Source organism: Vicinamibacterales bacterium, from assembly GCA_041659285.1.
Taxonomy (GTDB): domain Bacteria; phylum Acidobacteriota; class Vicinamibacteria; order Vicinamibacterales; family UBA2999; genus 12-FULL-67-14b.
In genome coordinates this window covers 94,785-119,967 of the sequence record JBAZYO010000009.1, presented here as the reverse complement: position 1 = coordinate 119,967, position 25,183 = coordinate 94,785, and the positions used below count along the sequence as shown (strand labels likewise).

Below are 25,183 nucleotides of genomic sequence, written 5' to 3'. Positions count from 1 at the left end.
TCGTATAATCGTCCGACCCGTGGAGTACCTGATCAAGCAGTACGCGCTCGAGCCAGGCGCGTTGGAAATTCAGTACATCGAGGAGTACTTCGGCGAGTTCCCGCGCCGGAAGACGGCGGCCGAGATCATCGAACGCCTGCGCGATCGTGAATCGCTGATCCTGATGGCGGAGGCGCCGCTGCCCGAGGATCCGACCGGCGCGCTGGTGCCGGTGTCCTACAAGATTGTCCATGAGATCCGGAACACCGAGTCGGTGCCGAAGCTCCGCGACCTCGTCGACCGGCTCACCGGCCCGGTCAGGTTCGACGGCCGCCGCATTCTCTACTCGTGGATCGGCGGCACGCGCCGCGACTGGCGCGGCCAGGGCCACTTCCGCGCGCTCACCGAGGAATCCGAGGTGTGGGCGCTGGCCGCGGGCTTTGAAGAGGTCGTCGTCAAGACCAAGAACCGCTACTACGACATGCGCGCCGTGCTCGCGCAGTTGCACTTCAACGTCGTCAAGCACGAACCGAACGAGGCCGACAGCGCCGAATCAAAGGTCTACCTGAGCAAGCCGTTGCCGGCGGAACTGGCCCGGCGGCACCGCAGCGTCCGCACGGTCGTCTACTCGGAGTAGGGGCGCACTCTCGCGCGCCCGGCCGGCCTTCACTCCACCTTCAACGTCACGACCGGATCGATGCGCGTGCCGCGGTGCGCCGGCAAGTACGCCGCCACCACCGCCACCAGCGTCAACGTCACGCCGATCGCGATGAACGTAGCCGGGTCGTTGGGCCCCACCTGGAACAGCAACCCTCGCAGGACGCGCGTGGCGGGAACGGCGCACAGCAGCCCCACGGCGATGCCCAGTGCCACGACCCGAAGGTTCTGGCCGACGACCATGCCGACGATCTGCGCCGGCCGCGCGCCGAGAGCCACCCGGATGCCGAACTCCCGTGTCCGCTGCGACACCGAGTAGGCCACGATGCCGTAGACACCGAGGGCGGCCAGCAACAGTGCGGCCGCGGCGAACACGCTCATCGCCGCCGCGATGAGCCGCGGCCGCGCGATCGATTCCGCGAACACCGCATCGAGTGGCCGCACCGCCGATACCGGCAGCAACGGATCGATCTCGCGGACTACGCGCACCGCCGCGGGCGCCAGCCGCCCGGGGTCGGACGTGGTTCGTACCACGTAGGTCATCATCCCGAATGCGTACTGGCGCGACGACAGGTAGGCCGTCGGCCGGATCTCGCCCTCGAGCGATGCGAGTTTCACGTCGCCGACCACGCCGATGATCTCGTGAGGCCTGGCGTTGCCGAGGTTCAGGATGAAGCGCCGGCCAATGGGGTTGTCGCCCGGATAGATTTGCCGCGCGAACGTCTCGTTGATCACTGCGACCGGATCATGGTCCTCGGTGTCAGCCTCCGCCACGTCCCGTCCGGCCAGCAACCGGATGTTCATCGCCTCGAAGTAGCCGGTGGTGACCGGCCGCGCGTCAACGACCGGGCGCTCGGCGGGTGGCGGCTGGGGCGCGTCGGCGCGCCAGAACGACGTCGCCGGACCGACCCCGGCGAGCGGCAGGAAGGACGTGCCGCCGGCCGCGGTGGCTCCAGGCAAACCTCGCAGCCCCTCCATGACGCGCATGTGAAAGGCGTGCTGCGCATCGGAATTGGCATATGACCGTTGGGGCAGCGTCACGCGCAGCGACAGCGCCGAACCCGTCGAGAAGCCGGGATTCACGTTCTGCAGTTCGAGCAGGCTTCGGCCCAGCAGGCCGGCGCCGCAGAGCACGGTGAGCGCCAGCGCAATTTCGCCGATGACAAAGCCCTGGCGCACCACGCGTCCGCGCGCGGTCCCCGACAGGCTCGGCGCGCCGTCACGAAGTGCCGTCACCAGCGAGCCGCCGGTGGCGCCGAGCGCCGGCGCCAGGCCGCAGACCACCGTGGTAAAGAAGGTGACCACGGCTGCGGACGCGAGCACGCTCGGATCCATCGACACCTGCGAGAGCAGGGGAATCGGTAGCCGCGTCGCCACCCAGGACGATAGGCCGCTGAGAATCCAGCCGGCGAGTAGCACGCCCAGCGCACCGCCCGCGAGCGACAGCATCAGCGACTCGCACGCCAATTGCGTCAGCAGGCGGCCGGTGCCCGCGCCCACGGCGGAGCGGATGGCCAGCTCGCGCCTTCGCCCCGACGCGCGGGTCAGCATCAGGCTGCCGATGTTGCCGCACGCGATCAACAGCACGGCGCCGACGGCGCCGAACAGCACGAGCACGGCGAGGCGCACGTCACCGACCAGCTGTTCGCGAAGGGGCACGACGTTGGCCGTCCACCCGGTGTTGAAGTCGGGCTGCTCGCGGCGCAGGTCGGCCATGACGCTTTCCATCTCTGCCTGCGCCTGGTCGCGCGTCACGCCGGGCTTGAGGCGGCCCAGCACGACGATGCTGCGTCCGGAGAATCGCCGTGCCGATGGGCCCAGGCGGAATGGCGTATACACATCCGCCGGCAACCCGAAAACCTCGAAGCTGCGCGGCATCACGCCGACCACGGTCATCGGCTCGCCGTTGATGGTGACGGCCCGGCCCACCACGCCGGGGTCGCCGCCAAACTGCCGCAGCCACGTCGCGTGCGACACGATCATCGTGCGCGCCGCGCCTTCCTGGTCCTCGCCTTCGACAAAACCGCGCCCGAGCATCGGCGCCACGCCCAGCACATCGATCAGGTCGCTGGTGACGACGATGGTGGCCAGTTCCTGGGGATCGCCGTTGCCGGTCAGGGTGACGCGGTTCTGCGTGAACGCCGCCAGGCGTTCAAACGAGCGGTTGCGGGACTTCCACTCGAGGTAGTTGGCGGGACTCACGACATTGCGCGCGCGGTTGCGAGGCAGGTTGTGCTCCCACACCACGACGAGCCGGTCGGCGTCGGCATAGGGCAGCGGCTTGATGAGCAGCGCGTTCACCACGCTGAACAGGGCCGTGGTCGCTCCAATCCCGATGGCTAGCGCCGCAATCGTGCACAACGTGAAGAGCGGCGTGCGCACCAGCACGCGCAGCCCATGCCGCAGATCCGACAGGATGCTGGTCACTGGCGGAGTCCCAGCAACACCAGTCCGGCCACGGCCTTCTCACGAACCTGGGGATCCGGATCGGCGGTCGCCCGTTTCAGTGCCTCGTACGCGCGCGGGTCGCCGCTGGCGCCGAGCGCGATCGCCGCCTTCTCCCGCACCTGACCGTCGTCGTCGGTCAGGGCGCCAAGCAGGGGCTCGATGATGCGGGGGTCGCGACGGAACGCCAGGCCGATGGCGGCCTTTTCGCGCACCTGCGAATCGCGGTCCTTCAGCGCCGTCAGCAGCGGGTCGATGACGTCATTGCCGGGCGTGAGCGCCAGGCCAAGGGCGGCCTGCTCACGGACCTGTCCGCTGGCATCCCCGAGGGCGCGGACCAGCGTGTCGGTGAGGCCCGGCGCGGCGTGGACGTCATCAAGTTGCAGCACCTCCTGCGGCCGTACGATCGCGGCGGGCTCGGCGGTCGCGACCGCGGACGGTCGGGGCGCCGGCGAGCTCTGATCGACCGGCGCCGAGGGCTGGGCGCCGAGGATGGCAGTGGTCAACCCCGCCACCGTCGCGCCGACGAGCCACTTGGTTGAGCGCCGCGGCGTGTGGACCACAGCCGCGAGGATCATCAGGAGCCGGCCCTCGACGGCCGCCGGTCGCGCCATGCTGAGTGCGGTCGCCGGTGTCCACGCCGCCGGCCGGCGCGCCAGGTCAAGGAGCAACGTCGCATACGCCGACGGCTTCACGCCGAGGCGCAGGACTTCGTCGTCACAGGCCCGTTCCCGCTCGCGCGCGAGGCCGGCGGCGGCGTGCCACACCAGCGGGTTGAACCAGTAGATCGCGCACGCGAGTTGTGCGATGGCCTGCGTCCGGCGATCGCGCCGCCGGATGTGCGTGAGTTCGTGCACGAAAGCGGCCTGGCGCTCTTCAGCGGACCACTGCGCCGCAGACGGCGGCATCATCACGACCGACTGGAACAGCCCGGCGACGTGTGGGCTGCCGTCCTGGAGCGTCTGGCGGACATCGAGCGAGCCGGTGAAGCCGAGGCGTGCCGCCGCGCTCCGTGCTTCGGCGATCCATTCACCAGGCGCCGGCTTCGAACCACGCCTCACCGAGAGACCGCTCGAGACCCAGCACACTAGGAACCACGAGCCCACGACCCAAGTGCCGAGCGTGCGTACGGTTCCGAAGGTGCCCAGTGCATCGGTGCCAACAGTACCAAGGGTGCCAGGCGTGCCGGGCACCGGCGCCAATGCACTTGGCACACCAGGCACCGGCACCACAGCACTTGGCACCTCCGGCACCGCACGCACCATGAGCACCTTGATCTTGGGCACCCTTATTGGGGGCGCGAACGGGGCGAGCAACGGGGCGAGCACCACGAAGACGATGGCGAGGTGCCAGACCAGATGGCGCGTGGAAGGCGCGGCGCGGTGGAGCAATCGCGCCAGGACGGCAGCGGCCGCCAGCAGCATCGACGTCCGCAGGATCAGCTCGAGGTCCATCAGCGTCCTTCCTTCCGCGCGCGTTCGATGAGCGCCGACAGGTTGGTCAGGTCTTCGTCAGACAGCGATCCGGAATCGACCAGCGCGGCTGCGGCCTGCGCGGCCGAACCATCGAAAAACGTCTTGACGATCCGGGTGAGAGCGGAGTTGCGCGCCCGCTCGCGGGGCACCATCGGCAGGTAGAGGTAGCGCGTGCCCTGCGACTGGTGGCGGGCGTGGCCCTTTTCTTCGAGGATCCGCAGGAGCGCGCGCACGGCGGAGTAGCTGGGCGGATCGGGCAGGGCGTCCTGCACGTCGGCCACGGTCGCCGTGCCCTTGGCGTAGAGGATGTCGAGGATCTGCCGTTCGCGCCGGGAAAGCGGGTCGTTGGTGGTCATGCTAAAAATACCGCAAGTGCTGAATATTTAGCACACCGGCGTATCCAGTGCAACCCTTCGGAACTCCAGACGCAAGGGATGATTGGGGTCAGGCCACGAAAATCGCCCTTCCTCACGGGTCACAAGGGCGATTTTCGTGGCCTGACCCCAATCATCCCTATACTGCTGGCGTGAAACCCCCGATCGACGCGACCCTCGTGTGGCAAGGAGACCTGCGATTCAGCGCGCGCGCCGGCACCACTGAAATCACGCTCGATAGCGACAGCACCGCGGGGCCGTCGCCTGTCCAGGCGCTGGCCATGGCCCTGGCCGGCTGCATGGCCATCGACGTCGCCGACATCGTCACCAAGGGCCGCCATCCCTTCTCGGCTCTTGAAGCGACGATCACAGGGCACCGCCGCGAGGAGCCGCCGCGCCGCTTCACCGGCTTCGACCTGCATTTCAAGATCACCGGCGCCGTGCCGGCGCAGGCGGTGGAGCGCGCCATCCAGTTGTCGCACGACAAGTACTGTTCCGTGTGGCACTCGCTGCGCGAAGACATCCAGTTCGACACCTCGTTCGAGGTCCTGCCCTGAGCACGGCCGACCGCAAGGTCTATCTCGACTGGGCGCGCGGCGTCGCCGTCATCATCATGGTGCTGGCCCATGTCAACGACGCGTGGACGCGCGAGGCCGACCGGCAGGGCGGGCTCTACATGCAGACGGTGTTCGTGGCTGGTCTCGCGGCGCCGCTGTTCCTGTTTCTCGCCGGGCTGTCGTTGTCGATGGCGGCCTCGGTGCGGGCCGCGTCCCTCGCGCACGCCGGCGCCGCGCACCTGGCGCTCAAGCGCGGCGCCCAGGTCTTTGCCCTCGCCTTCCTCTTCCGACTGCAGTCGCAGCTGCTGGGGTGGGGCGCCCTCAGCAATTTCCTCAAGGTGGACATCCTCAACGTGATGGGCCTGGCGATGATCGCCGCGGCGCTGATCTGGCGGGCGTCCGAATCGCGCGCCGCCCGCATGGTGCTGTTTGCCCTGGCGACGACGGCGGTGACGATGGCGACGCCGCTCGTTCGCGAAGCAGGCATGCTGGCGGTCTTGCCCGATCCGATTGAGGCCTACATCCGCCCGCTGCCGGGCCGCACGAACTTTGCGCTGTTCCCGTGGGCCGGCTTCCTGCTGGCGGGGGCGATCGTGGGTGAGGCCATCCACGCGGCGCGGACGCGCCAACAGGAGATCCGGTTGCAGCTCGTGCTGCTGGCCGCGGGCGCCGCCGGCATCGGCCTGGGCTACGCGGCGTCCTTCCAGCCATCGATCTATCCGGTGGCGAACTTCTGGACGAGCTCGCCGACCTTCTTCTTCATCAGGCTGGGTATCTGCACGGCGATGGTGCCCATGGCCCGCGGAATCGATCGCTTCCACGTGTTCATGCGCACGCGGTTCCCGCACATCTTCTCAATCGACACGCCCGGCCGCGTCACGGCGACGCTCGGGCGCTCTTCGCTCTTCGTCTACTGGATTCACGTCGAGATGGTCTACGGCGTGCTGGGCCGGCCGTTCCGGCGGGCGCTGCCGCTGGACGCCTCGCTCACGGCCACGATCGTGCTGTGCCTGATTCTCTACGGCATCGTGCGGGGGAAGGATAGGCTCATGGCCGGCGTGAAACTCACGGGCCCCTTCCGTATCTTCGCGCCGGTCCTCAAGTAGTTCCCGACCGGTAGTTCCCTCCCGTCAGAATGCGAGCAGGTAAGTCATCTTCGCAATCACCGCCCGGCTGATCATCGCGCCGCTCCGCGAGTCGTGCCGTTCGTTGTAGACCAGGTAGATGTCGCTCAGCGGGCGGTGGATGATGTCGAGCCGCACGTTCGAGCTCCACTGGTTGGTGTCGGTGTTGTACTGCACCAGCGCGTTCACGAATACCTTGGTGCTGAAGTAGTAGTTGACGCGGCCGGTCACCAGGTGCGTGACGAACGAGCCGGAGGTCAGGTCGATGTCATTGATCTGATCGCTCAGCGACAGGTTCAGGTGCTGGTTCATCCGGAACGTCCCGCCCAGCGTGTAGTTGCGGCGGTAGCCGTCGTAGAACTCGCCGTTGCCGTAGCGCAGGTTCATCGAGAACGGCGCCGCGCTGTTGGTGTTGGCGAGAATGAAGTTCTCCTTGAACTCATAGCGGCCCGGCTCGACGAAAATGCGCCGCCGGCTGTTGATGGTGAACCGGTCGTCGATCACCTCGACGTTCGGGTTGATGCCCACCTCGATGAACGTGCTGTTCTGCAGCGTGATTGGCCAGTGCCAGTCCATGTAGCGCGATTCGAGCCCGCCGCCGTTGCGCCTGGTGAAGTTCTCGATCTGGAAATGCGGGAAGGTCTCGCGCAGCCAGCGCCGGAAGCGCTTCGGGCGCAGGTGCGCGCCGAGGTAGCCCTCGGCGTTGTCGACGCCGACCCGCGGCACGAAGCCCATCTCGTCGTTGAACCGCGCGCCAATGGTCTGGAACATGCCGCGCGTTTCCCAGACGTTGCCGCGGTAGCCGAAGCTGCTCTTCGAGTAGAAGTCGTCGCCCGAGCCGGGAATGCGCTCGGCCGGCGTCGCGCTCTTGGCCGCGGCGAAGTTCAGCGTGAAGTCGCGGAAGAAGCGGAAGTTGGCGTCGGCGCCGAACCCGCGGTTGTGATCCGAGCCCTGCGGATCCTTGTTCAGCATCATCACGCCGATGTCGGAGTTGGCGAGGATGTCACGCCGCAGCCGCAGCGCCGTGAAGTTGGTGGACGGGCTGAGGTCCTTCTCGCGCTGCTGGATGTTGAGCGCGCCGACCGACCAGCCGCCAGCCCGCCCGGTGATGCGCGAGCCGGCCAGCAACGGGATCGAATCGCCGGTCGGCGACAGGCCAATCTGCCGGCTGAAGAAGAAGATCATGTCCTGCGACGCGTTCTGGCGCCCGCCGTTGGCGCCACCACCGCCGCCGGTGTTGCCGGCGCCGAACTGGAACACGCCCGAGTTCTCCAGGAAGAAGTCGCGCTTCTCCGGGAAGAACAGGCTGAAGCGCGTCAGGTTGACCTGCTGCTCGTCGGCTTCCACCTGCGAGAAGTCGGTGTTGACGGTGAAGTCCCAGGTCAGGCCAGAGGTGACGCCGTACTTCACGTCGAGGCCGGCGTCGTAGTCCTTGTCCACGGCGACGCCCGCCAGCTTGTTCAGGTTGGCCAGGGCGTACGGCTTGACGCGGATGTTGGCGCCCGGCCGCAGGCCCTGGAGGCCTTCGACTGTGCCGGCCATCGACACCCGCGACAGCTGATGGATGCGGCGCAGCGGCGACCAGTAGCTGTTCTCGTTCAGGCGGCGGAGGCGGCGCTGGAAGTTGATGCCCCAGGTCTGCATCGCCTCGGGACCGAACTTCAGCGTCTTGAACGGGATCGCGATCTCCGCGTACCAGCCGTCTTCGCCGATGCGGGTGCCGACGTCCCAGATGCCGTCCCAGTTGGCGTTGTTGTCGCGGCCCTCGTTCGACATCTGCGAGTCCCACTTCGCCCCCATCGGGTTGATGGCGAACTGGTAGCCGTTGCGCTCGTCGTGGAAGGTATCGATCACCACCTGGAAGCCGTCGGCCGACCCGGTGTTGAAGTCCTTGCGCAGTTCGTTGACGATGATCTGGCCGGGCTCGGGGTCCTTGGCGAACACGCCGATGTAGAGCGCGCGGTCGTCGTAGAGCAGCTTCACTTCGGTGTCGAAGGTCGCCGCTTCGCCCTCGCGCGGATCGTTCTGCACGAACCCCGTGGCGAGCGGCGCGCCGGCCCACGACGCCTCGTCCAGCTTGCCGTCGAGCACGATCGGTCCCTGGGCCTGGGCCGCCTGCATGCGCCGATCGCGCCGGGCCGTGTCGTAGTCGATCCCGCCGTTCTGCGACGTCTGCGCGGCGGCGTCCAGGGCCGATGCGAGCAACAGCACCAGGGCGAGCGGCCGAACCAATAGCGTCATCGAAGTCATGGGCAGTAGTCTTGCGGGCGAATAACGGACCAACGTGAACCGTGTATCGTGTCCCGGATCAGCGCCGCCGAGTGTAACCGGTTGTAAACGGGCCGGGCACCGGGCCAGGGGTATTTGGTGAAGGTGCTGCTGACGGATAATCGAGCGCGATGCTCGAGTTGTTCCTGTGGTGGCTGCTGGCGGCGTTCGTTTTCGTGCTTGCCGCCGGCGTCATCGTCTACATCGTCGCGCGCTGGCTGTTCATACGGGTGGCGGAGCGCATGGCGGTCGAGGTGGATCGCCGGGTCGGCGCGGCCGCGACGCGCGCGTTCACGCACCTGGCCAACTATGCGAACGCGACCGGCATTCCGGCAGACGAGGTCAACCGCTTCTTCGGCGCGCACATCGATCGAGTCGCGCGTCTCATGGACAGCGCCATCAGGCTGCCCATCCTTGGTCCGATCGGGCTCGATGCCGTCATCGGGCTGGTGCCGGTGGTCGGCGACCTGGCGGGCACCGCCGTCTCGTTGACCCTCATCGCTCGCAGCCTTCGCTACGGTCCGCCCGCCGCGCTGGTGTCGAAGATGCTGGCTAACGTGGTCGTCGATCTCGTGCTCGGCTCGATTCCATTCGCGGGTGTCCTGGCGGACATCTGGTTCAAGTCCAACGATCGCAACGCCGCGCTGATGCGCGAATTCCTCTCCAGTCACGGCTAGCCCAGGTGATCGCAGAATCGCGCCGGTATCGCGGCGCTCCTGCGTCAGCGGACTATTGCGGTGCGGCCGTCACCGCCGGCTTCGCTCCGGCACCGTTTGCCGGCATGTCATTCCAGAACAGCAACCCGTTGAACACCATCCCGTGTTCGCCGAACGTCTGCCAGCGGTAGATCGGGTTGTTCGCGTACAGGATCACGCGGCCCTTGCCGGACGGCGCGTCCACGACCATGGGCCGGTTCCGCGTCTGATCCGGGTTGCGCATCAGCCCGCTGAGCACGCCGGCCTCGCCGCCGATGAAGCGCGCGAGCACCTGCGGCCGCTCGGGCGAGGAGCCGGCAAACTGCTCGAACCCTGCCGGGGGTCCCGCCTGCAGCAGCGGACCACCTGCATAGCGCACGGCCAGCGTCTTCTGCGGATAGCCGAACATCACCGGATGATTCGGCATCAGGATCTCGCTGTTCACGTACGGGCCGGGCGCGTAGAAACCGGGCGCCGGGCTCTGCGCGTCCACGCCCTTGGCCAGGCCGAATTCGGCGGGGAAGTAGCTTGCCACGCCTAGCGTCATCAGCACGCCGCCCTCGTCCACGAACTTCTGGAGCTCGGCCGCGCCCGCCAGGCCCATGCCGCCGCGCACGTCGTCGGTCTCGGCGTAGAAGCCCATCGTCTTGAACTGGTCGTTCTTCCTGTAGGGCAGCGGCTTCGACAGTTTCGGCTGCTCGTAGACGATCGACTTGCCGCCGCTGGTCTGGTGCGGCATCACGATTACGTCATACTTCGCGCGCAGGTTCGCGCCGGCCTGCACGTGGTCCTTGTGAATGAGGTCGAACGGGATCTCCCACCGATCGAAAGCGAGGCGCACCCAGCCCACCTTCTCGGTGTTTGCCCATGTCGTGTACATCGCGATGCGCGGGAGATCGACGTCCACCGTCTGCACGTCGGTCGGACCCGACTGCAGCGCCACGGCCGACAGGCCGAGCGCCTCGATCTCCTTGCGCGCGCGGTCGGAGCCGGGTATCAGGAACGATCCCGCCGGAAATTCGTCGCCGCCGACCTTGAACGCGGCCTTCGCCGCCTTGATCGCCGTGTCTTTCAGCCGGTAGCGCAGCGTGATCAGGTTCAACGAGCCGTTGTGCCGGACGATGTACACCGGGTCGTTGGAGCCGATGGCGCCGTTGTGATCAGCCAGTACGCCGAGGGTCGTGACATCAGCCGTCAGCAACGTGGCCGGCGCGTCGAGGATCGACTTGTCCTCGATGGTCTTCACCTCGATGTTGTTGGCCATCCCCATCGTCCACGCGCTGTCGTCGTAGGTGGTCAGCGAGGGATCGGGATAGTTCTGCTTCTCGAGCAGCGTCTTGGCCAGCGGGCCGTACGGCTGGTTCAGCTTCACGAGGTAAGAGCCGGCAGGGAAGGTGCCTTCCTTGACCTTGATCTCCGCGGTGGCGCGATGGACTTCGATGGCCTGCCGGCGGATGAGGTTTGCGACGCGGTCCACTTGCGTCTGGTCACGCTGGCCCGCGGGAATGACGAACGCATGGGGCGGCTTGTCGGCGCCCTTCGCCATCGCGTTCGCCGACTTCTTGTAGTAGTTCTCCACGACCATGGTCGGGAACTTGGACGTGAGCTCCAGCGCGGTGAGCACGCCGGTCTGGGCGTAGTTGATGGAGTTGCGGATCGACCAGTCCACTTCGCCGGCCGGCGCCGGCATGGGCCGGAACCACTGCCGTGTCGTCTGCGCGCCCGACAGCCGCGCCTTCTTCGTGTTGGCGCCGCCCTGGTTGAAGATCTCGTACATCCGCAGCATGCCGTTGTGGTTGGCGGCGGCGTAGCCGAGGTACCCCGGCGACCACATGTCGACGAACCCGAAGTGCCACACGCCGGGCATGCCGTAGCCGGTCATCTTGTTGACTTCGTAGTTGGCGAAGAACGGGAGTTCCGTGTAGAGAATCGGGTCGAGGTTGGCATTCTGCGGCGGCTGTCCGCTGAACGTGTACATCAGCGTCTGCGCTTCGTGGAGGTCGTGCCAGATCGGCGGCACCCAGTTCAGATACCAGTTGAGATGCGCCCGCAGCGAGTCCACGCCGTAGTTGATGTCGCGGTTGTTGTCGTGGAAGACGTACTTGCCCCAGTATGGCGACCCGCCGTAGTTTTCGCCGCCGTCGTACAGTTCGTCCACCTTGTAGGCGTAGTACCAGTCCACGTAGCGGTCGCGTCCATCCACGTCGGTGGCGCCCGTGATGCTGACGATCACGTTGTCGCGGATCTGCTGGATGTAGGGCTCTTCGCTCACCGCGAGCCGGTACGCCAGTTCCATCACGGCTTCAGGCGGATTGGTCTCGGCGCTGTGGAGCCCGGCACTGACGTGGTAGTGCGGCTTGGTGGTGGCGATGAGCTGCTGCACCTGGGCCGGCGTTAACCCACGGGGGTCGGCCAGTTTGCGCGTGTTCAGGCGATTGGTCTCGAGGTTCTTGATGTTGGCTTCCGACGAGACGTACACCACCATGATGTCGCGGCCTTCTTCGGTCTTGGCCACCACTTCGGTCTTGAACCGGCCGGGCAGGGCCTTTTCGATCGCGCGGAAGTAGCGCTGCTGGTCGGCCACATAGGTCAGCTTCTTCTCGGTGCCGATCTGGTATCCCAGGATCTCCTTCGGCGTCGGCACACCCGCCCGCTTGGGCAGATGATCGACCAGCGGCGACAGAAACTCCGGCTTGGTTGTCGCTTTTTTCACAAACTCGGCGAAATCGGTATCGTTTGAGGTGACCGGGGCGGCCGGTGCCCGCCTGCCCTGGGCGGCCGGTGCCCGCCTGCCCTGGGCGGCCTCAGAGGGTTCGGCGGAAGGAGAGGCGCCAACGGCCAAGGCGAAGAGGATAAGAAGGCCGAAAGCGCGATTTCGGTGCCTTAGGGCGATCATTTTTATAAACCCTTCATATTCAAGTACTTACGGGAATACATCTGACCGATTCCGACCGAAATGCCCACAATATTGGGCAAAAGCCATTGAGCGGGCGCGGACGCGATTATAGAATCTGCCTCTTTGGACAGACTCTTATGATCAGCGTAGCCGCTATCCGGATGCAGCAGTTCGGCGTGCAATTCTATCAGGCGTCCCTGACAGCCAGTGACATCGACAAGCTCGTGCGTTTCGAGGTGTTGAGCTATCAGGATCAGGGGCAGGCAGGCGTTCGCGGCAAGAAAAAGGGTGCGCAGTCCAAGATCAACTGGGACCTGCTCGAGCGCCGCATTGCCTCGAATGAAAAGGCGTACCAGCGCCAGATTATCCGCAAGAAGATCGACGAACTGGTCCAGTACTACGAGCAGTGCCGGCAGGCCCGCGATCTGCCGTCCATTCCCGGCGCCGTGATCATCTCGTGCGACGAGAAGCTGAGCTTCGAACCCTCGGAGAGCGGCTCCTCCCTGGGCCGCCTGAAGGTGCCTGAACGCGAGGGCATCCTGCGCGCCATCGACGGCCAGCACCGGCTGCTCGCCTTGCACGCCGACATCGATCGGTTCGGCGATGAGCCCTTCACGGTGCCGGCCATCATCTTCGACCGCGTGCCGGAAGATCACATCGTCCAGATGTTCGTGACGATCAACGCGAAGCACACCCGCCTCAATGCCTCGCACCTCGTCTCGCTGTCGGGCCGGCAGCTGTATCGCGACGAATCGCTGGCCGCCGCGCACGACGTCGTGCGCGCCTTGAACGATCGCGAAGAGTCGCCCCTTCACGGCGACATCAAATTGCTCGGCGTCGGCAAGGGCCGCGTCGGCCAGGCGCCGCTCGCGCAGGAGCTCAAGAAGCTCTTCGCCGATGAGGCCGCCCTCGGCGGCGCCCGCAAGAGCCAGGAGTTCCGCGAGGAATCGAAGAAGTTCTTCGTCAACTATCTCAAGCAGATTGCCAGCATCTTCGAGTCGGCCTGGAACGGCCGGAAATACAGCATCAAGTCCGCCACCGCCCTGCGCGCGTTCATCCGCGTGGCGCCTGACGTGCTACAGAAGATCGACCAGCAGCATGCCGACCGGACCGACTTCCGCGCCATTGGCCGCGTCATCTCCCCGTGGGGCCGCCGCATCGGCGCGCTTCGTTTCGAAACCGACGGCGCCTGGAAGCGCCAGGGGACGACGGTGGACAACCTGACCAAGGAATTGCGCCTGGCGTTGCAGTACCCGGAGGGTGCGGCGGGCTGATCGCGAATCTGTGATCGCGCCCACAAACCTGTGGGCGTCGTGCAAGCATTGGCCGCGTGATTTCAAGGAAAACGGCCTGAAAACGCACGGCACAGACTTTGGATTAAGGGTGGCTGTCGCCAGTCTGTTTACTACGGCATTAGTGCTGTAGTAGCTGGGGGGAGCCAGGTTGGCGGCAACTTTTGGGCGGCGGTTCCAGCAATGGGATCGCCGCCCTTAGTCATTTCTGCGGACTTTCCGCTACACTTCCAGCCCAATCCAACGAAGGCCGTGATTGCGATCACGGTTTCGTAAGCCCGCGGTCAGCCGCCGCTCCTGTTCTTCTGGAAACTGGCCGAAAACCGCGCGGCACTGACCTTGATATGTCATCTGTTGTCAGTTCGTGAGCACTACAGAGCCATCGAAGTTGGCGACGAGCTGCTGATGTTGCGTTACCGAGTTCGTCCTGTCTAAGTCGGAAAGGCTTATTCGAGGCTCTTATGGGAATGCGATCAACACCGTTGCCGGAAACGATCGGGCGCTTCAAGGTGGAGGCGTTGCTCGGTCGCGGCGGGATGGGCGAGGTCTACAAGGCCTTCGACCCCACCCTGCAGCGCACCGTGGCGGTCAAGACCGTCAGGCCCGACATTGACCGGGCCGAGTACCTCGAACGTCTGATGCGCGAGGCCCAGGCCTGCGCCCGCCTCTCGCACCCGAACATCGTCACCGTCTACGAGGCCGGCCAGATCGACGGCGTGGTCTACATCGCGATGGAGTACCTGCAGGGCGAAAACCTGTCGCAGGTGCTGGAGCGCAAGGACCTGTCGTTCGAGGACAAGATTCGCATTCTCATCCAGGTTCTGGAGGCGCTGCATCATGCCCACGGCCTCGACGTGGTGCATCGCGACATCAAGCCCAGTAACATCCACCTGCAGTCTCGCCGTAGCTCGTCTGATTCACCGCGAGCGGAGGCGGATGGCTCGGTCAAGCTCGTCGATTTCGGCCTGGCCCGCATGCTCCAGGCCGACACCCTCACGGCATCGGGCAACGTGCTCGGCACGCCGCATTACGCCTCGCCGGAGCAGTTGAAGGGCGAGCAGATCGATCGCCGCACCGACATCTATTCGACCGGCGTGATGGCCTACGAAATGTTGTCGGGCCGCCGCCCGTTCGAGCCCGACAATGACAGCATCTCGTCGGTGATCTTGAAGGTCATCCAGGAGGTGCCCGCGCCCATGGACACCGACATGAGCCGGATGCTGCCGGAAATCGAGGGCATCGTCTCCCGCGCCATGGCCAAGTCGCCGACGGAGCGGTTCCAGACCGCGGACGAGATGCGATCGGCGTTGATCAACTTCCTCGACCAGTCGCGGGCGCGAATTTCGGCCATCGAATCCCGCGGCGCCGCCTCGACCATCGTCGTGCCGGCTGGCGAGCCCGTCAGGACCCTCGTGGATGCGCAGGCGCGGCCCTCCCGAAGGCTATGGTGGGCCGGCGGTGCGGCCGCCGCCGCAATCGCCATCGCTTTGATGGTCGGCATGCCGGCCTCGGGCACCGAGAGCGCCTCGGTTCCCCCTGCCGGTGACCCGTCGCCCGCGGCAACCGTCGCCACGATTGTCCCTGCCGCCACGGCTCCGGAGCCGCCCCCGCCCGCGGCCACACCGAGCATGGGTTCACCCGCGATGAAGTCGGCCGACGCGGTGGTCACGGTTCCGGTCCGCGAGGTCACGGCCAGGCAACTCTTCGCCAGCATGACCGGCACGCCGTCAGCCGGACTGCGGTATCGGCTCATTCAACAGTCGCCCGACGGCGCCGAAGTGGATGTCGATACCGCGACCACCTTCCGCTCCGGCGACAAGCTGAAGCTGGCATTCGAGTCGAACATCGACGGCTACCTCTACGTGGCATCGCAGGGATCCAGCGGCAACTGGACGGTCCTGTTTCCGAGTCCGCAGATCAACGGCGGCCGGAATGCGATCAAGCGGGCGGAAGAGTACAGCGTGCCGCCGGATGGCTGGTTCATGTTCGACGCGAACACGGGAACGGAGCACCTGTTCGTGTTCTTGAGCCGCGAGCCGCTGAACCAACTCCCAGGGTTCGGACGCCCCGTGACGAAAGCGGAAACCCTGACCGCGTCTGTGGTGCAAGACCTGCAGCAGAGCATCCGGTCGCGCGACCTCGTGTTCGAGAAAGACAAGTCGAGCGCCGGCAAGCCGGGCATTCAACAGGCGACCTACGTGGTCAATCGCGCGGAAGTCGGCAAGGCCGTCACTGCCACCATCACGCTGACGCACCAATGATCAGGCTGCTTCTCGTGTTGTTGATGTCGGCGACCGTCGCCGGGCAGTCCCAGGCGCCGGCCACGCCCCAGGCGCCGCCCTTCGACGCCGCTCAGGGCGGGCAAACGCCGCGCGACCTGGTGCTCGCGCCGGCGAAGCCGACGCCGGTCCGCGACGGCGTGCCGCGGGGCTACGCCGTGATTGTCGGCGTCGCCCGTTATCAGAATCTCGACGCCTCCAGGCAACTGCAGTTCCCCGAGAGCGACGCCGAATCGATGTATCGCGTCCTGATCAACCACGAGGGTGGGGCGTTTCCGCCGGAGAACGTGCACTTCCTGAAGGGCTCGGCGGCGACCTTGGCCAACGTCCGCCGCGAACTCGAGGAGTGGCTGCCGTCGGTGGCGCAGCCCGCGGATCGCGTGGTCGTGTATTTCGCGGGGCATGGCTTCGTCCAGGACGGCAAGGGCTACCTCGCGCCCTGGGACGTGGATCCGAACCGGCTCGAGGCCACGGCCTATCCCATGGCGCAACTCGGCGACGTGCTGGCCAACCAGGTCAACGCGAACTGGAAGGTCCTGCTGACCGACGCGTGCCATTCGGGCAAGATCAACGCCGAGACCACGAACGATGCGCTGGAGCGCCAGTTCAGCGCCTTGCCGACGAGTTTTCTCACGCTCACCGCGACGGCCGAGCGCGAGCAGAGTTTCGAGGATCCGAACCTGTCCACCGGTTACGGGTTCTTCACCTACTTCCTCGTGCAGGCGTTTCGTGGCTACGCCGACAGCGATCCGTGTGACGGGCGCATCACCGCCGACGAGCTGATCGAATACGTGCGCTCGAACGTCCGCCGCTACGCCCGGGACCGCCAGCTGTCGCAGACGCCGACGGCGCGCGGCGACTACGAACCCGACATGTTGCTCGGGGTCGGGCAGGGGTGTTCCGCCGAAGGCGCCAAGGCGCCGTCCATGCTCGGCACCGCCGTGGTCGAGACCAACATGGACGATGTCGACCTCTACATCGATGGCGCGCTGGTGGGCCGCATCGCCAAGGCCAAGCCGCTCGTCGTGCCGAGCCTCCCGAGCGGCCTCCACGAGTTCCGCGGCGCGCGCGAGGGCTACGAGCCGGACCGGCAGCAAGTGATGATTGCGCCGGGCCGGGAAGTCACCGTGACGCTGCGGATCCGGTACGTGCGCCAGATCAAGAAGCCCGCGCTGGACCTGAACGAACAGGGCGAGAAGCTGCTCTTCACCCGCCGCTCGTCGATGAGCCTGATGAACCTGGTGCCGGTGGAGCGCCGGCAAAGCGAGGCCGACCTCAAGAAGGCCGCGGCGCTGTTCGAGAAAGCCCTCGCCACCGATCCGGCGTTCAGCCTGGCCGCCTATCACCTCGGCCAGGTGAACCAGTTGCTGCTGAACCATGAAGAGGCCGTCGCCTACTTCCGTCGTGCCATCGAGATCGACCCGACCCACGTTGACTCGCGGATCGAATGCGCGGCCGTCCTCATCGAGCAAGGCGACCCGGACGCCGCCATTCGCGAGCTGACCGAAGTGCTGCGGCTCGATGCCACGGACGACGAGGCCTATTCGATGCTGGCGCGCGCGTATTGGGACAAGGCGGCGTGGGGCCGGGCCGTCGAGCACGCCGACCAGGCCATCAAGCTCAAGCCGTCCAACGCGCAGGCGCACTTGTGGAAGGCCGACGCGTTGCGGCACATGGCGGCGGAAAGCACCGATCGCACCGTCCAGGTCAGTCTCTATGCGGACGCCCGCACGAACTACCGGACGTTCCTCGACCTGACGAATTTCTCGACCGGTCTCGGCGCCAAGCTGGCGTTTCATTTCATCGGACTGGGGGTGGGCAACCGCGCGCACGCCGATCGCCAGGGCGCCTACGACAGCCTGCGCAGCGCCGGCTTCCTGGGTTTGTGCCTGTCCGAGCAGAAGGTCGGGAACCCGCTGAAGGCGCGTGACTACTGCAAGCGCGCGCTCAGCCATGCGCCCAAGGATCCGATCGCCTACTTCCTCCTGGGCAACGTCAACCGCGACCTGTTCAACTCGCGGCAGTCATGCAGCTACCTCGCCGACGCCAGGGACAGTTACACCAGGATGCTCGACATCAATCCGTACCTCGACGAATCGAAGAACGCGCGCAACTACGTCGGCCAGATCGACGGCATCTTGCCGCGCAGTGGGTGCCGCCAATGAAAATGTCCGTTGCCGCGCTGCTTACCGCAGCATTAACCGCCACCCTGGCCGCGCAGGGCGGCAGCCTTCGCATCCTGGTAATCGAGGGGGAAGATGCGGTCAACATCATCCAGCAGAAGACGGCCGTGCGCCCCGTGGTCGAAGTGCGGGACCGCAACAACCTGCCGGTGCCCGGCGTGCTGGTGACGTTTTCCATCGAAGGCGGCAAGGCGGCGACGTTTGGCGGCGCCTCGACCTTGACCGTGGCGACCAACGCCGCCGGGCAAGCGGCGGTGACCGGCCTCACGCCGTCGGCGGCTGGTGCGTTCCAGATCCAGGTGCAGGCGGCGTTTCAGGGCCAGGTCGCCACCGCCACCATCGCGCAGACCAACGTGCTGACCGCCGCGCAGGCAGCGGCCCAGGCGGCCGGCGCCGCGAGCGGCGGCAGTTCCGCCGGCACGGCGGGTGGCGGAACCACGGGCGGAACCTCCGGCGCAGCCGGCGGTGGTGCGGCCGGCGGCGGCGGACTGTCGGCCACCACGATTGGCGTCGTCGGCGCGGCGGTGGGCGGCGGCGCCCTTGTCGCCACGCAGGTCGCCGGCAAGGACGAACCCGTGAAGGGGGCGTTCAGCGGACCTGTCACCGGGCAGATCGTGAGCACCATCGCCGGCATCAGCAGCTGCGTGGTGACGCGGGCGTTGAACGCCACCATGAAGATTGACCTGGACTCGCAGTCGTCCACCACCGTCGTCGGCCGCGCCGAGATTTCTGGCACCGACGCGGTGGTCTCGCAAACCTGCAATGGTCCGACGCATACCGACACGTTCACTCAGCAGCACCCGATTACCGGCTCGCCGTCAGCGCTCGGCTTTCGCGACCAGCGAACCGAGACCCGGCCCGCCGATTTCGATGCCAGCCAGACGGTGACGTCGACGACGATTCTGTCGTTCCAGGGGACGCTCTCAGGCGGCGTGATCACCGGCACGTTGATCTTCGAAGAGAAGAGCGAGACCGTGGGCCGCGGCGACGTCGTTCGCGAAAGCGCCAACGGTACCTTCGCCGTGACCCTGCGGTGAAGGGAACCACGACGCACGAATAACGAACAACAAGAGGACTGCGACCATGCATCCACGGCGATTCCTGTCCGTTGCCACGTGGGCTCTGGGCGGATGGCTCGCGGCCGCGCCCGCGCTCGCGCAGGCGCCGCCGGTACTCACGCTGGCACAGGCGGTGGACGAGGCACTGGCCAGGAACGAGCGGCTCGTCAATCAGGCCGACACCATCGCCCAGGCCGATCTCGGATTGCGGCTGGCCCGCAACACCTTCCGGCCCAAGGTGACGCCCAACATCTTCGGCTCGTTCGGGCGCACCGACGTGAGCAGTCAGACCTACCGGGTCGACGTCTCACAGAAGCTCGTGACCGGCACCGAACTGCGGCTGGGTGCGGGCACCGTCTCGGCACAGATACCGGGACAACCGGGCTCGTCAGAGGGCGACGTGCTGTTCTACAACGCTGACACCACGCTCACGCTGACGCAGCCACTGCTGCGCGGCTTTGGCCGAAGCGTCGCCCGCCGCTCGCTGACCAGCGCCGAGATGCGCCGCGCCGACGCCGATCGCCAGCAGTCGATGGCGGAGCAGCAGGTTACGGTGGACGTGGCCGCGGCCTACTACCGCGTCGTCTCGCAACAGGCGTTCGTCGAGGTCGCTCGCCAGAGCCTGGAGCGCGCGCGCCGGCTCCGCGATGCGTCCGAGGCCAAGCTGGACGCGGGCCTCGTCTCGCAGCTCGACGTGTTGCGGTCGCAGCAACTGGTCGCACAGGCCGAGGTCCAGTTCTTCGATACCCAGGCCGGCGTCGAGGAAGCGCGCGACCATCTGACCTTCCTGATGGGCCGGACCACGCCCGATCGCTTCGAGGTCCAGGCCACCATTCCGCGGCCCTCCGCCGATCCCATCGACGTCGGACAGGCGACCACGCTGGCACTCGCCAACCGCCTCGACCTCCAGGGCCGGGTCTCTGCCAGGGACGATGCGGAGAACCAGATACGGTTTACCCGTAACCAGCTGCTGCCGCAGGTTGACGTCAACCTGGCCCTGACCCGGCGCGAGACGGCGCCCTCGTTCCGCGGCAGCTTCGGGCTGGAGGGTTATCAGTTCGCAACGTTCTTCACCATTGCCATGCCCGTCGATCGGACGGCGCAACAGGTTGACTACCAGTCAGCGGTCCTCGACCGCGACCGCCGTCGCCGGGAGGTCACGACGCTCGAACGCCAGATTGGCGATGATGTGAAGCACGCCATCCGGGAGCGCGACCGCCTGCTGCGCGGCGTGCTCTCGGCGGAGACGAGCGTGGAGATTGGCCGGCGTGAAGTGGAAGTGGCGCAACTCCGGTACGAAACGGGCCTGTCCAACAACCTCGACGTGGTCACCGCCGAAAGCGGCCTGCTGGCCGCCGAAGGACGTCGCATCCAGGCCCTGGCCGACTCCGCGGTGGCGCGGCTGCGGCTGCGTGCCCTCCTTGGCGTCTTCAATCCCCGCACCGACGTGGCCGACTCGACGGCCGTGGTGCCGATGACGTCTAATCTGTCGAAGTGAGTAGAGCCGGCGCGTTCTTCCGTGCGGCGGGTACCGTGCCCAGGTTGGGCCTGGCCGCGTTGGCGGCGGCCGTGCTGGTGGTGACGGCCTGGTGGTGGCGCGGACCGTCCGCCGACGCAGCGTTGATGGCCACGGTTACGCGCGGTGAGCTCACGGCGACCCTGACCTCGAGCGGGACGCTGAAGCCGATCCAGTCGATCACCTACCGTTCTCCCGTTCCCGGACGCGACATCGAGATCCGCGAGCTGGCCCCGGAGGGCAGCAAGGTCGAGCGAGGCGACCTCCTGGTCCGCCTCGACACGACCGACCTCGAGGTGGAGCTCGCGCGCATTCGCCAGGAGCTGCGCCAGGCCCAGATGGACCTGCAAGTGGCGGAAGGCGAGTGGGACGAGGCCGGCGCCGAAGTCAAGGCGGTGACTGAAGGCGAGGGCGCGCTGACCGTGGAAGAGGCTCGCACGACGCTTCTGCGCGCCCAGAAGAAGGCCGAGCGCCTTCGCGAGGAATACGCCAACCTGCGGCCGTTGCTCGACAAGGGGTTCATCACGCGCGACGAGCTGGCGCGCACCGGCGATGAGCTCGAGCAGGCCGAAGACGAGCTGACGCTGGCGCGCAAGCGAACCGACATCGTCGTGCAGTTGTCGCATCCGCGCGAGCAGAAGCGGGCGGCCCTGCAGCTGGCGCAGAAGGCATCGCAGCTGGGCCACGCCCGGGCGCGCGTCCAGGAGACGGAGCTGCGCTCGAACACGCTGTCGCGGTTGATCGACGGATGCACGATTCACGCTCGCGGCCCGGGCATGGTCGTCTACGAGGAGTTCCTGAATGCCAACCCGCGGCGGAAGCTTCGCATCGGCGACCGCGTGTTCGCGACCCAGGGCATCGTCACCATTCCCGAAGTGAACCGCATGCTGGTGGAGGCGTCGATCGGCGAGGCCGAGGTCCACCGGGTCCGCGCCGGACAGCCGGCGCGGGTGCGGGTTGAGGCATTTCCGAATCTGACGCTCATGGGAAGAGTGACGCGAGTCGGCGCCCTGGCCAGCGCCTCCGCCGCCCGCCCCTTCGACGACAAGCGCTTCGACCTCATCATCACCCTCGATCCGACCGACGCCGAGCTGCGCCCCGAGATGACCATTCGCGCGGATGTGATTGTCGGTTCGCGAAAGGATGTGCTGCTGGTGCCGGTGACCGCGATCTTCAACAAGGATGGCCGGCATGTGGTCTACCTCAACACGCTCACCGGGTCCGAGGCGCGGCCGGTCGAGATTGGCGAGTCGGACGATCAGATCGCCGAAGTGATCTCCGGCGTGAAGGAGGGCGATCGCGTGTCGCTCACCGAATCCGGATCGCCGGCCCAGGCCCCAGCCCGCGGCAATGCCCTTCAACCTCGCTGAGCTCACCGAGTACCTGAGGATTGCGACCGAAGCGCTGGGACGGTACCGGCTGCGGACGGCGCTGAGCGTCCTTGGCGTCGTGCTCGGCGTGGCCGCCGTCATCGCGATGATGTCGGTCAGCGAGGGCGCGGCCCGTGAGGCGCTCGCGCAAGTGGATGCGCTCGGACTCGACAATCTCGTCGCGCAAAGCACCGGCGGCCTCAACGCCCGCGGCACCATGAGGCGGAGCCTGGCGGCTGCCGATGCCGCGCGAGCCGTGACGCTGGTACCCTCGGCGCGGGTGGCCTCACCCGTGGTGTCCCGGTATCTGAAGGTCGGGCGGGCCGATCAATCGCAGACGTCGCAGATCCTCGGTGTCACCCCCTCGTTCCAGCAGATCCTCCGCCTGGGCGTCGCGCGCGGCCGCTTCATCTCGGAAACTGACGAGGCCACGGTCTCGCGGGTGGCGGTGATCGGGGCGAGCCTGGCCCGCCAGCTGTTCGGCTTCCGCGATCCCTTGGGCGAGACCATCACCATTGCCACCGATCACTATCGGGTTGTGGGTGTACTGCGCGAGCAGGGGACCGATCCGCAAGCGGGCGGCACGATGGGGTGGCACAACATCAACCGTGGCGCCTTCGTGCCGTTGCCGACACTCACGGGCCACACCTTTGCCGTCGCACCAAACCAACCGGTGGATGAAGTCTGGGTTCAGGTCGCCGACGGAGAGCGATCGGAGGCGCTTGGCGAGGTGTTCCGGCGGCTGCTGCTGCAGACCCGCGCCGCCGACGAGTTCCACATCGTCGTCCCTCGTGAGCTGCTGGCGCAGCGCTATCGGACGCAGCGGACGTTCAGCGTCGTCGTCGGCAGCGTGGCCGCCCTGGCGCTGCTGGTCGGCGGCATCGGCATCATGAACATCATGCTGACCTCCGTCGTGGAGCGAACCCGCGAGATCGGCGTGCGGCGCACGGCGGGGGCGCGCCGGCGAGACGTGACCATGCAGTTCCTGGTGGAAACGCTGTTGATGACGATCGGCGGCGGCATCGTCGGAATCGCGGTGGGGGCAGTCGTGTCGATGGGGATCTCCATGTACGCCGGCTGGAGCACGCATGTGTCGCCGGCCGCCATCGGGCTGGGATTCATGGTGTCGTGCCTGGTCGGCCTGGTCTTTGGGATCTATCCCGCAATGAAGGCCGCCGCGCTCGAGCCCGTGGACGCGATGCGCTACGAATAGCGAGCTCGCGGGGGAACGGTCCTTCAGGCAGATCCGAGGTTGCGAATGGTGATGCCGGCGGCCTCCAGCCCCTGGCGAACGGCGCGCGCCAGGTCCGCGGCGCCGGGTGTGTCCCCGTGCAGGCAGATGGTGTCGGCCTCGAGCGGAATCACCGACCCGTCCAGCGCCACGACCTGCCGATCGCGGACCATCGTCACGGCGCGGCCAACCACGGCCGTCACGTCATGGATCACGCTGCCCGGCTTGAGGCGTGACGCCAGCGAGCCATCACGCTCGTAGGCGCGGTCCGCAAACACTTCCGCGGCCACTCGCAGTCCCGCCTGTTCGCCGGCCTTGAGCAGCTCCGAGTTCGGCAACCCAAACAGGATCAGCGTGTGGTCGAAAGCGGCAACGGCGCGCGCAATCGCGTCGGCGAGCGCGCGATCGCGGCACGCCATGTTGTAGAGGGCGCCGTGGGCCTTGACGTGCTGCAGTTGCACGCCTTGCGCGCGCGCAATCCCGGCCAGAGCGGCCACCTGGTAGAGGACGAAGTCCTCGACTTCTTGCGGACTGGCCTTCATCTCGCGCCGGCCGAAGCCGACGAGATCAGGGAAGCCGGGATGCGCGCCGATGGCGACACCCTTCGACCTGGCCAGGGCCACGGTGGTTCGCATCGCGCCCGGGTCGCCGGCGTGGAAGCCGCAGGCGACGTTGGCCGAAGAGATGCTCTCCATCAGCGCGGCGTCCTGCCCCATGGGCCAGGGACCGAACGACTCGCCAAGGTCGGAGTTGAGATCAATTCTCATTTTGTCCTTGACCGACCATTTTAGTCGGCAATAAGCTGTGTTGGAACTTGAGACATGGTGTCTTCTGAAATCAGCACCAGAAGGGTACTTGGTTTGTTATGTTCGTTCGATCGTGGGTTCTCGCCGTCCTGGTTCTTTCGAGCTCCGTCTCCCTTGCTTTCGGGCAGTCTCCTCCGGTCCTCGGCGTTCTGCTGCTGGCCCACGGCGGGCAGCCGCAATGGAATGAACGGGTGACCGCCGTCGCGCGGGTCATCGATCAGCGGCATCCAACCGAGGTCGCCTTCGGCATGGCCTCGCGCGCCTCGATCCAAGGCGCACTCGATCGACTCGCGCGGCGCGGCGCGACGACGGTGGTTGCCGTGCCGCTATTCGTCTCGTCACACAGCTCGGTCATTACCAGCACCGAGTTCCTGCTCGGGCTACGCCCGGTGGCGCCGTCCGACTTGAAGCTATTCGCGAAGATGGATCATGGCTCCCATGGGGCTTCGGTAGACGGCCGCGGCAGCCACGATGCCGCCGCCGATCCCGAGTCGCCGGTGTCGGTTCAACTGCCCGTTCGGATGACGGCGGCCCTGAATAGTCATCCATTGATCGGCCAGGTGGTGACGGACCGCGCGCTGTCGATCAGCACGTCGCCGGCCGGCGAGGCGGTGATCCTTGTCGCCCATGGCCCGGTGCCGGACGAAGACAACCGCCGCTGGTTGGAGGACATGGCCGTCCTGGCCGGGCAGGTGCGGACCGCCGCGCCGTTTGCCTCGGTGGACTACATGACCGTGCGTGACGATGCCGGACCGGCGATCAAGGACGCGGCGACGAAAGAGCTTCGGTCAAAGGTGGCGGCCCAACGCGCCCTCGGACGCCGCGTCCTGGTGGTGCCGCACCTGCTGTCGTTCGGTGGCATCGAGCAAAGGCTGCGCCAGCGCCTGGAGGGCCTTGACTATACGATGACCGCGCAGGCGCTGATGCCGGACGACCGCATCACGCAGTGGGTGCTGGCGAGCCTTCGCTGACCCCGGA

The 25,183-nt window shown here is 66.7% G+C and carries 18 protein-coding genes; 12 read left to right on the top strand and 6 right to left on the bottom strand.

What is annotated here, in order from left to right; translation table 11 throughout:
- Positions 1-19 precede the first annotated feature (19 nt).
- On the top strand, positions 20-616 hold the full coding sequence (locus WC815_15850) for a hypothetical protein (protein ID MFA5910254.1): 597 nt from the start codon (positions 20-22) through the stop codon (positions 614-616).
- Between the two features lie 29 nt (positions 617-645).
- On the opposite strand, the gene WC815_15845 is transcribed toward WC815_15850, so the two are convergent.
- Genes WC815_15845 through WC815_15835 form a run of 3 tightly spaced genes read right to left on the bottom strand, consistent with a single transcriptional unit; the run spans position 646 to position 4,912 of the window.
- Positions 646-3,063 (bottom strand): ABC transporter permease, encoded by a 2,418-nt coding sequence (locus tag WC815_15845; protein ID MFA5910253.1) that lies wholly within the window; start codon positions 3,061-3,063, stop codon positions 646-648.
- On the bottom strand, positions 3,060-4,535 hold the full coding sequence (locus WC815_15840; protein ID MFA5910252.1) for a HEAT repeat domain-containing protein: 1,476 nt from the start codon (positions 4,533-4,535) through the stop codon (positions 3,060-3,062). The genes WC815_15845 and WC815_15840 overlap by 4 nt, the downstream gene beginning before the upstream one ends.
- Positions 4,535-4,912 (bottom strand): BlaI/MecI/CopY family transcriptional regulator, encoded by a 378-nt coding sequence (locus tag WC815_15835; protein ID MFA5910251.1) that lies wholly within the window; start codon positions 4,910-4,912, stop codon positions 4,535-4,537. The genes WC815_15840 and WC815_15835 overlap by 1 nt, the downstream gene beginning before the upstream one ends.
- 170 nt (positions 4,913-5,082) lie before the next feature.
- Here WC815_15835 and WC815_15830 point away from each other — a divergent pair, with 170 nt between their 5' ends.
- Together WC815_15830 and WC815_15825 are read left to right on the top strand one after the other, a co-directional pair.
- On the top strand, positions 5,083-5,487 hold the full coding sequence (locus WC815_15830; protein MFA5910250.1) for an OsmC family protein: 405 nt from the start codon (positions 5,083-5,085) through the stop codon (positions 5,485-5,487).
- Positions 5,430-6,593, top strand: coding sequence for a heparan-alpha-glucosaminide N-acetyltransferase domain-containing protein (locus tag WC815_15825; protein MFA5910249.1), 1,164 nt, complete (start codon positions 5,430-5,432; stop codon positions 6,591-6,593). The genes WC815_15830 and WC815_15825 overlap by 58 nt, the downstream gene beginning before the upstream one ends.
- A gap of 24 nt (positions 6,594-6,617) precedes the next feature.
- Here the strand turns inward: WC815_15825 and WC815_15820 are convergent, their stop codons facing one another.
- Positions 6,618-8,852: a DUF5916 domain-containing protein gene (locus WC815_15820; GenBank protein MFA5910248.1), complete on the bottom strand. Its 2,235-nt coding sequence runs from the start codon at positions 8,850-8,852 to the stop codon at positions 6,618-6,620.
- Positions 8,853-9,010: 158 nt separating this feature from the next.
- Here WC815_15820 and WC815_15815 point away from each other — a divergent pair, with 158 nt between their 5' ends.
- The gene (locus WC815_15815; GenBank protein ID MFA5910247.1) at positions 9,011-9,556 is read left to right on the top strand and encodes a DUF4112 domain-containing protein; all 546 of its coding nucleotides are present in this window, start codon (positions 9,011-9,013) and stop codon (positions 9,554-9,556) included.
- Positions 9,557-9,608: 52 nt separating this feature from the next.
- On the opposite strand, the gene WC815_15810 is transcribed toward WC815_15815, so the two are convergent.
- The gene (locus tag WC815_15810; protein MFA5910246.1) at positions 9,609-12,287 is read right to left on the bottom strand and encodes a M14 family zinc carboxypeptidase; all 2,679 of its coding nucleotides are present in this window, start codon (positions 12,285-12,287) and stop codon (positions 9,609-9,611) included.
- A 320-nt stretch (positions 12,288-12,607) separates the two neighbouring features.
- Between WC815_15810 and WC815_15805 the strand changes: the two genes are divergently transcribed.
- The 7 genes from WC815_15805 to WC815_15775 all read left to right on the top strand — a co-directional run bounded on the left by WC815_15805 (position 12,608) and on the right by WC815_15775 (position 23,381).
- Entirely contained in the window at positions 12,608-13,744 is a 1,137-nt protein-coding gene (locus WC815_15805; protein MFA5910245.1) for a DGQHR domain-containing protein, read from the top strand.
- A 485-nt stretch (positions 13,745-14,229) separates the two neighbouring features.
- The gene (locus WC815_15800) at positions 14,230-16,023 is read left to right on the top strand and encodes a serine/threonine-protein kinase (protein MFA5910244.1); all 1,794 of its coding nucleotides are present in this window, start codon (positions 14,230-14,232) and stop codon (positions 16,021-16,023) included.
- Complete coding sequence (locus tag WC815_15795) at positions 16,020-18,206, top strand: caspase family protein (GenBank protein MFA5910243.1); 2,187 nt, start codon at positions 16,020-16,022, stop codon at positions 18,204-18,206. The genes WC815_15800 and WC815_15795 overlap by 4 nt, the downstream gene beginning before the upstream one ends.
- Entirely contained in the window at positions 18,203-19,261 is a 1,059-nt protein-coding gene (locus WC815_15790; protein MFA5910242.1) for a hypothetical protein, read from the top strand. Before WC815_15795 ends, WC815_15790 begins: the two co-directional genes overlap by 4 nt.
- Before the next feature lie 46 nt (positions 19,262-19,307).
- Positions 19,308-20,780: a TolC family protein gene (locus tag WC815_15785; protein ID MFA5910241.1), complete on the top strand. Its 1,473-nt coding sequence runs from the start codon at positions 19,308-19,310 to the stop codon at positions 20,778-20,780.
- On the top strand, positions 20,777-22,168 hold the full coding sequence (locus WC815_15780) for an efflux RND transporter periplasmic adaptor subunit (protein MFA5910240.1): 1,392 nt from the start codon (positions 20,777-20,779) through the stop codon (positions 22,166-22,168). Before WC815_15785 ends, WC815_15780 begins: the two co-directional genes overlap by 4 nt.
- The gene (locus WC815_15775; protein ID MFA5910239.1) at positions 22,149-23,381 is read left to right on the top strand and encodes an ABC transporter permease; all 1,233 of its coding nucleotides are present in this window, start codon (positions 22,149-22,151) and stop codon (positions 23,379-23,381) included. The genes WC815_15780 and WC815_15775 overlap by 20 nt, the downstream gene beginning before the upstream one ends.
- A 23-nt stretch (positions 23,382-23,404) precedes the next feature.
- Here the strand turns inward: WC815_15775 and WC815_15770 are convergent, their stop codons facing one another.
- Positions 23,405-24,166, bottom strand: coding sequence for a 5-oxoprolinase subunit PxpA (locus tag WC815_15770; protein MFA5910238.1), 762 nt, complete (start codon positions 24,164-24,166; stop codon positions 23,405-23,407).
- 98 nt (positions 24,167-24,264) lie between these two features.
- Here WC815_15770 and WC815_15765 point away from each other — a divergent pair, with 98 nt between their 5' ends.
- The gene (locus WC815_15765) at positions 24,265-25,176 is read left to right on the top strand and encodes a CbiX/SirB N-terminal domain-containing protein (protein ID MFA5910237.1); all 912 of its coding nucleotides are present in this window, start codon (positions 24,265-24,267) and stop codon (positions 25,174-25,176) included.
- Positions 25,177-25,183 lie beyond the last annotated feature (7 nt).

What these genes read in the sequence shown, in the direction of transcription:
- WC815_15815 (MFA5910247.1), top strand. Translation starts at nt 9,011, where the DNA reads ATGCTCGAGTTGTTCCTGTGGTGGCTGCTGGCGGCGTTCGTTTTCGTG.
- WC815_15840 (MFA5910252.1), bottom strand. Translation starts at nt 4,535, where the DNA reads ATGGACCTCGAGCTGATCCTGCGGACGTCGATGCTGCTGGCGGCCGCT.
- WC815_15765 (MFA5910237.1), top strand. Translation starts at nt 24,265, where the DNA reads ATGTTCGTTCGATCGTGGGTTCTCGCCGTCCTGGTTCTTTCGAGCTCC.
- WC815_15790 (MFA5910242.1), top strand. Translation starts at nt 18,203, where the DNA reads ATGAAAATGTCCGTTGCCGCGCTGCTTACCGCAGCATTAACCGCCACC.
- WC815_15785 (MFA5910241.1), top strand. Translation starts at nt 19,308, where the DNA reads ATGCATCCACGGCGATTCCTGTCCGTTGCCACGTGGGCTCTGGGCGGA.
- WC815_15770 (MFA5910238.1), bottom strand. Translation starts at nt 24,166, where the DNA reads ATGAGAATTGATCTCAACTCCGACCTTGGCGAGTCGTTCGGTCCCTGG.
- WC815_15775 (MFA5910239.1), top strand. Translation starts at nt 22,149, where the DNA reads ATGCCCTTCAACCTCGCTGAGCTCACCGAGTACCTGAGGATTGCGACC.
- WC815_15800 (MFA5910244.1), top strand. Translation starts at nt 14,230, where the DNA reads ATGCGATCAACACCGTTGCCGGAAACGATCGGGCGCTTCAAGGTGGAG.
- WC815_15820 (MFA5910248.1), bottom strand. Translation starts at nt 8,852, where the DNA reads ATGACGCTATTGGTTCGGCCGCTCGCCCTGGTGCTGTTGCTCGCATCG.
- WC815_15795 (MFA5910243.1), top strand. Translation starts at nt 16,020, where the DNA reads ATGATCAGGCTGCTTCTCGTGTTGTTGATGTCGGCGACCGTCGCCGGG.
- WC815_15805 (MFA5910245.1), top strand. Translation starts at nt 12,608, where the DNA reads ATGATCAGCGTAGCCGCTATCCGGATGCAGCAGTTCGGCGTGCAATTC.
- WC815_15835 (MFA5910251.1), bottom strand. Translation starts at nt 4,912, where the DNA reads ATGACCACCAACGACCCGCTTTCCCGGCGCGAACGGCAGATCCTCGAC.